The 6,672-nt window shown below is 42.0% G+C and carries 5 protein-coding genes and 1 pseudogene; 5 read left to right on the top strand and 1 reads right to left on the bottom strand.

The window, feature by feature from the left end; genetic code table 11:
• Positions 1-348: 348 nt before the first annotated feature.
• Positions 349-1,227: a LysR family transcriptional regulator gene (locus IEX94_RS03755; protein ID WP_229782548.1), complete on the bottom strand. Its 879-nt coding sequence runs from the start codon at positions 1,225-1,227 to the stop codon at positions 349-351.
• A 166-nt stretch (positions 1,228-1,393) separates the two neighbouring features.
• On the opposite strand from IEX94_RS03755, the gene mmgD reads away from it, so the two are divergent.
• The 5 genes and pseudogenes from mmgD to IEX94_RS03730 all read left to right on the top strand — a co-directional run.
• On the top strand, positions 1,394-2,503 hold the full coding sequence (mmgD, locus tag IEX94_RS03750) for a citrate synthase (RefSeq protein WP_188856095.1): 1,110 nt from the start codon (positions 1,394-1,396) through the stop codon (positions 2,501-2,503).
• Between the two features lie 39 nt (positions 2,504-2,542).
• Complete coding sequence (locus IEX94_RS03745) at positions 2,543-3,982, top strand: bifunctional 2-methylcitrate dehydratase/aconitate hydratase (protein ID WP_188856206.1); 1,440 nt, start codon at positions 2,543-2,545, stop codon at positions 3,980-3,982.
• Between the two features lie 33 nt (positions 3,983-4,015).
• Complete coding sequence (gene prpB, locus IEX94_RS03740; RefSeq protein WP_188856094.1) at positions 4,016-4,918, top strand: methylisocitrate lyase; 903 nt, start codon at positions 4,016-4,018, stop codon at positions 4,916-4,918.
• Positions 4,919-5,310: 392 nt separating this feature from the next.
• Positions 5,311-6,105 (top strand): amino acid ABC transporter ATP-binding protein, encoded by a 795-nt coding sequence (locus IEX94_RS03735; protein ID WP_188856093.1) that lies wholly within the window; start codon positions 5,311-5,313, stop codon positions 6,103-6,105.
• Positions 6,106-6,209: 104 nt separating this feature from the next.
• A pseudogene (locus IEX94_RS03730) lies at positions 6,210-6,623 on the top strand (LLM class flavin-dependent oxidoreductase); the annotation flags it as partial.
• Positions 6,624-6,672: the final 49 nt, after the last annotated feature.

Raw genomic sequence — 6,672 nt, 5'->3', positions numbered from 1 at the left:
CTCGGAAGAAAATCGCTTCCTGCTCAGGTCTGGACACGTGCTTTTCCCGCAGGAGTCACCGTCCGCCGGGCAACTGAACTGGTAGAGAACGTTATTATTAATGGAAACTATCGCATTGTAATAAGTTATTTATTTCTAAATGAAAAATAGTGTACCAAGTTGGGCTTTCCCTCGGAGCAGTCCAGACACCTCGAGACTCCTGCAGGAGGAAAGGCATAGGTGAGACCCCGCAGTACGCAAAGCGTACGAGGAGGCTCACCAGCCGCCTGCGGAAAGCGAGAGGTGTCTGGACTGCGGACCTCCAGGAGAAGGTTGCGCTTACGCTGAATGAAAGGATACAGTAAATGGTTATATTGCTTTAACATCCAACCCTCTAATAAAACGAATAAAGGCATGGACAATGTTTAATTGTAATGAGTCTTCATGATAATACATCCACGTTTTCCTTATCATTGGCTCTCCTGATGGTTTATAGAGTGGTTTTACAAATAGCTCTGGATAGGGACGGACAACTAAATTTGCAAGAATGGAAAAACCAAGGCCATTTACAATCATCTCTTTGCATGTTTCCACTTGATTGACTTGGATTGTCGTATTTGGACGCTTGGAATATTGATGGTACCACCATTCATCCACCAAACTCTTCATATTTTCGTCGGTATGATAATCAATCCGGGGCATATTGGGGAGATCGTCCCATGTGAAATCCCACGGTGAGGCAACACAGATTTCTTCCTCATATAAAAGCTCCCTTTTTCCTTTCCATGGATAGTCCCCTTTAATAAAACTTAGATGCACTTCGTTGTTTAAAACGAGGCGGTGCATAGCACTGCTCCATCCGGTAACCATTTGGAATTCTACGTGAGGGTATTCCTGTTTAAATAATCGCAATAACTTCGGCATTTTATTAAGTGCAAAGAAATTGGATACGCCGACTCGTAGTGTACCGGTGACTTGATTTTTCATATTGTTAATTTTTTCTTCAATCATGCGTTGTTCGCGAATCATATTCTGTGCGTGCTGTGCCAATTGTTCTCCTTCTGGTGTGAAGGTAACTCCTCTTCGTTTCCGGATAATGAGTTGTACATCATAATGTTCTTCCAATTTCTGAATACGCGAGGTTAGAGTAGGCTGTGAGACAAATAACTGTTCTGCGGCTTTCGTAATGTTCTCGGTGGTATAGAGAGCGGCTAACATTTCCCAATCCTGATAATTCACGAAGTACATCCTCCTCTATGATATAGGAAAAATCTATGGCTAATTATTAATATTATATATTTTTCCAATCTTACAATCAATATTATAATGATGGCAGATGAGAAAAAGTCACTAGATCACTTCTTTGTCAACGCTTTCAGGAAGGTAAGAAAATAAAAAGCGAGGGATGGTATTCATGGAAACAAAGGAAAAGTTTGTTCCAGGGTTAGAGGGAGTCATTGCGGCGGAGACATCAATCTCATTTCTAGATGTAGATGAAGAGAAAATCATCATTCAAGGCCATGATCTGATTGAGCTATCTAAGAGTAAGGAATATGCGGAAATTGTACATTTATTATTGGAAGGTACCTTACCCACAGCGACGGAAAAAGTCTCCATAGAAGGAACGCTGAAACAGCATTATGATGTTCCGGAAGTAGTAATCGAAGTACTTCGTTTATTACCAAAGCAGACACATCCAATGGATGGAATGCGTACTGGGTTATCCATTCTTGCTGGTTTCGATGAGGATATAGAAGACCGAACGCTTGCGGCAAATAAAAAACGGGCCTATCAATTATTAGGGCAACTACCAACGATTACGGTTAATAGTCATCGAATTATCCACGGGGAGGAGCCAATTTATCCGCAAGCCGATTTATCCTACAGTGCAAACTTTTTATACATGATTACCGGAAAGAAACCGAGTGATTTAGAAACAGCGATTTTTGATCGTTTGCTCCTTTTATATAGCGAGCATGAAATGCCGAACTCCACCTTTACTGCAAGAGTAATTGCCTCCACGAACTCGGATATCTACGGCGCATTAACCGGAGCAATTGCCTCGTTAAAAGGGAATTTGCATGGCGGAGCGAATGAAGCGGTGATGTATATGCTAAATGAAGTGCAAACCGTAGAAGAATTTGAGGAATTACTTCTAAATAAGCTGCAACAAAAGGAAAAAGTGATGGGATTTGGCCACAGGGTTTATATGAAGAAAATAGATCCGAGAGCTCTCATTACGAAAGAAGCTCTTCGGCAGCTCTGCATGCGAGATGGCGATTATTCACTGCTAGAGATGTGTGAAGCTGGCGAGAGAATGATGGAAAGGGAAAAAGGGCTTTATCCGAATTTAGACTATTACGCAGCACCCGTGTACTGGAAACTGGGAATCCCGATTCCGCTTTATACACCTATTTTCTTCAGTGCACGGACAGCTGGATTAGCTGCTCATGTCATTGAGCAGCACAGTAATAACCGGCTTTATAGACCTCGTGTGAACTATATCGGTGCACGTTACGCTTAGTCAATCATGGATAAAAAATGGAAATGGAGAGGACAAATGATGTTACAAACAGATGATTATCAAAAAACAGACATGTTAATAGAAGAAATCACGGATTATGTATTAAATAAGGATATTACGAGTGAAGAAGCTTTTCAAACAGCGCAATATGTATTACTCGATACGTTGGGCTGTGGTATTTTAGCGCTTGATTATCCTGAATGTACGAAATTGCTTGGACCAGTCGTACCAGGGACAATTGTTCCAAATGGGGCGCGGGTTCCCGGGACATCTCATGTACTTGACCCTATTCAAGCAGCGTTCAATATTGGAGCGATGATTCGCTGGCTCGACTATAACGATACATGGCTTGCAGCGGAATGGGGACATCCATCCGATAACTTAGGGGGAATTCTCGCGGTTGCTGATTACCTTAGCCAAGTAAGAATTCAGAAGGGGAGAGAACCGCTTAAAGTTGAAGAAGTACTGGAAATGATGATCAAAGCACATGAAATCCAAGGGGTGCTTGCACTCGAGAATAGTTTGAATCGGGTAGGACTTGATCACGTCCTTTTTGTAAAGATTGCATCAACAGCCGTTGTCACGAAAATGCTTGGTGGTGGACGGGAAGAAATAACGAATGCACTCACGAATGCTTGGATTGATAATGGAAGCCTACGAACGTATCGTCATGCACCGAATACAGGGTCACGAAAATCCTGGGCCGCCGGTGACGCAACGAGTAGGGCAGTTCGTTTAGCCATGATGGCCATGCAAGGTGAAATGGGCTATCCAACTGCACTTAGTGCCCCGGATTGGGGATTCCAAGATGTTTTATTCAATAAGAAAGAACTTGTGCTTAGTCAACCGCTGGATAGTTATGTAATGGAGAATGTGCTGTTCAAAGTATCCTTCCCAGCCGAATTCCATGCACAAACAGCGGCAGAAGCGGGCGTACAGTTGCATCCAGAAGTCGCTAGTCGCTTAGAGGAAATAGATAAAATAACGATTAAAACCCATGAATCTGCTATTCGCATTATTGATAAAAAAGGTCCGTTAAATAATCCGGCTGACCGGGATCACTGTTTACAATATATAACGGCTATCGCCCTGCTTGAAGGAGATATACGGGCAGAACATTATGAGGATGATTTTGCAGCAAATCCAATCATTGATATTCTGCGTGATAAGATGATCGTCGTAGAAAATAAAGAATATACAAAGGACTATCTTGATCCTGCTAAACGATCGATTGCGAATGCCGTTCAAGTTCATTTTAAAGATGGGTCATCGACAGAAGAAGTGGAGCGGGAGTATCCATTAGGGCATCGCTTTAGACGTGAGGAAGCCATTCCGAAGATAATTGAGAAGTATACGGAGAACTTAGCAACTCATTATACGGATAAACAACGCAAGAAAATCGAAGCGATAAGCTGTGATTATGAAACGTTAGCAAACATGAATGTGAATGAATTTGTTGAGTTATTTCTTATAAATTAATACGTGTCAATGATGGAGAAGGAGGACGCAGGTATGGGGTGGATTGTGGATCAACAGTCAACACAGAAGGAATTGGCTGAACAATTTAAGGAACAAATGGAAGCAGATGATATTTTGCAGATACCGGGGGCACATGATGCGATGGCTGCTTTAGTCGCAAGGGATGCAGGTTTTTCCGTTTTATATTTATCTGGCGGAGCTTACACGGCAAGCAGAGGACTGCCGGATCTTGGAATCGTTACATCAACAGAGATAGCGGAACGGGCAAGGGATCTTGTCAGAGCAACGAATCTACCAGTTCTCGTTGATATTGATACAGGGTTTGGCGGTATATTAAACGTGGCACGCACAGCCCGGGAAATGGTGGAAGCAAATGTAGCTGCCGTCCAGATAGAAGACCAACAGCTTCCCAAAAAATGCGGACATTTAAATGGAAAACAGCTCGTTACGACGGAGGAAATGGTGCAAAAGATTAAAGCAATTAAAGAAGTTGCTCCTTCCTTAGTTGTCGTTGCTAGGACGGATGCTCGGGCTGTGGAAGGCCTCGATGCAGCGACCCGGCGTGCTGCGAGTTATGTTCAAGCTGGTGCAGATGCAATATTCCCTGAAGCTTTACAAACGGATGAGGAATTTCGTTTGTTTGCTGAAAAAATGGATGCCCCGCTGCTAGCAAATATGACCGAGTTTGGGAAAACACCATTTATTACTGCAGAAGAATTTCAGAATATGGGCTTCCGTATGGTCATCTATCCAGTTACTTCTTTAAGGGTAGCCGCAAAGGCGTATGAGCGAATCTTTACCTTAATTAAAGAGCAAGGATCCCAAGCTGATGGTGTACTTAATATGCAGACAAGAAAAGAACTATACGAAACGATTTCTTATGATGACTTTGAAGAACTAGATCAGACGATTGCAAAGACGATATTAGAAGATTAATCTATTGAAAAAGATAGGTGTGGAAGAGGTTATAGCCTCCGCACCTATCTTTTTCTAATTAGTTAGGAATTCTTACCACTTTTGCATAATCTAACAAACCATGCAAAGAAAGAATTTTTATTTAAACATTTTCTACCACTGAGAATGAAAGAGCTCCATGATTGTGGGTTGTTTATAATCATGACAATCAGCTCGCCCCGTATCGTTTTCTTCTAGTGTGACCACGGCAAATTCCGGGTCTCATCCATATTAGCCACTTCCTATCTTAAAAAATTCCGTTTCATCCTTTTGCCTATTGTCAATGGGCTAATATGATGCTATAATCAATTCAATTTCCAATTCAGGGTAAATAACTAGGAATACTCATGTATAGACTTGAAAGGTGGATATGTATGATTCGCGTATCGAATATACGGAAGAGTTTTAAGGACCATGTTGTCTTGAAGGATATCAGCTTTGATGTGAATGAGGGAGAAGTGGTCGTCATCATCGGGCCATCCGGTTCCGGAAAATCGACCCTCCTGCGTTGCTTAAACTTTTTAGAAAAGCCTGATGTAGGTCAGATTGAAATTGGCGATGTAAAACTTGATGTAAATAAGGCGAATCGGCAGACGCTAAATAAATTAAGAATGCAAACATCGATGGTATTCCAGCATTATAATCTATTTAAAAATAAAACGGTATTAGAAAATGTAACGCATGCTTTAGTCGTAGCGAAAAGGATGAATAAAGAAGCGGCGAAAGAGGTGGGAAGAGATTTACTCAAACAAGTCGGAATTTTGGATAAGCAAAATCAATATCCGATTCGCTTATCTGGCGGGCAGCAACAACGAGTCGGAATAGCCCGGGCACTTGCAGTAAATCCATATGCAATTTTTTTCGATGAACCAACCTCATCACTCGATCCGGAGTGGGTAGGAGAGGTGCTTCGGGTTATTTCAAAGATTGCAAGTCACAATAAAACGATGATTATCGTAACACATGAAATGAATTTCGCCCGTGAAATAGCAGATAAAGTTATTTTTATGGCAGATGGAGTAATCGTGGAGCAAGGAACACCAGAAGAAATATTTGATTATCCACAGAAAGAACGGACGAAGAAGTTTTTGAGAGATTTTCATCGAAATAATAGTGTTGCAGAAGAACCGTTCCATCAGTCTGGGCGGGTTAAGGAGCTAGCCTTGTAATAGAAAAATGGATGTGGGGGAAGCGGTGAGAGTGAAGCATCGGAGGATATATCGGGGGATAAAGTCATTAAAGTAGGCGCAGTACCGGATGGTTTTCCGACATCTTTTACATAAATGAAAAATCGATTCCGCATTTTTTAAATCGCTTTGAACCAATCACTTTATTAGCTACGCTCGCTGCTGTAACAAAACAAATTGGCTTAGTTGGAACGGTATCAACAACATACAGTGAACCATTCAATATCGCGCGGCAATTTTCATCATTAGATAAGATTTCCGGTGGCCGGGCTGGTTGGAATGTTGTAACGACCCCGCTTGAAGAAACGGCGTCGAACTTCAATAAAGGGAATCATCCTGACCACTCCTTACGCTATAAGATGGCGGATGAATATTTGGAAGTTACGAAAGGGTTATGGGATTCTTGGGAAGATGATGCCTTTGTCAGAAACCGTGAAACAGGCCAATTTTTCGATGCGGATAAGATGCACCACTTATACCATGAAGGGGAGTTTTTTAACGGTTTTCCGAAAGAAGTCTCCCATCCTCAAGGAATGTGAAGCTGCGAAT

Origin of the sequence: Oceanobacillus indicireducens, assembly GCF_014647195.1 — a bacterium.
GTDB lineage: Bacteria > Bacillota > Bacilli > Bacillales > Amphibacillaceae > Oceanobacillus > Oceanobacillus indicireducens.
Note: the sequence above shows the minus strand (reverse complement) of the source record. Positions and strands in the feature narration are given on the sequence as shown.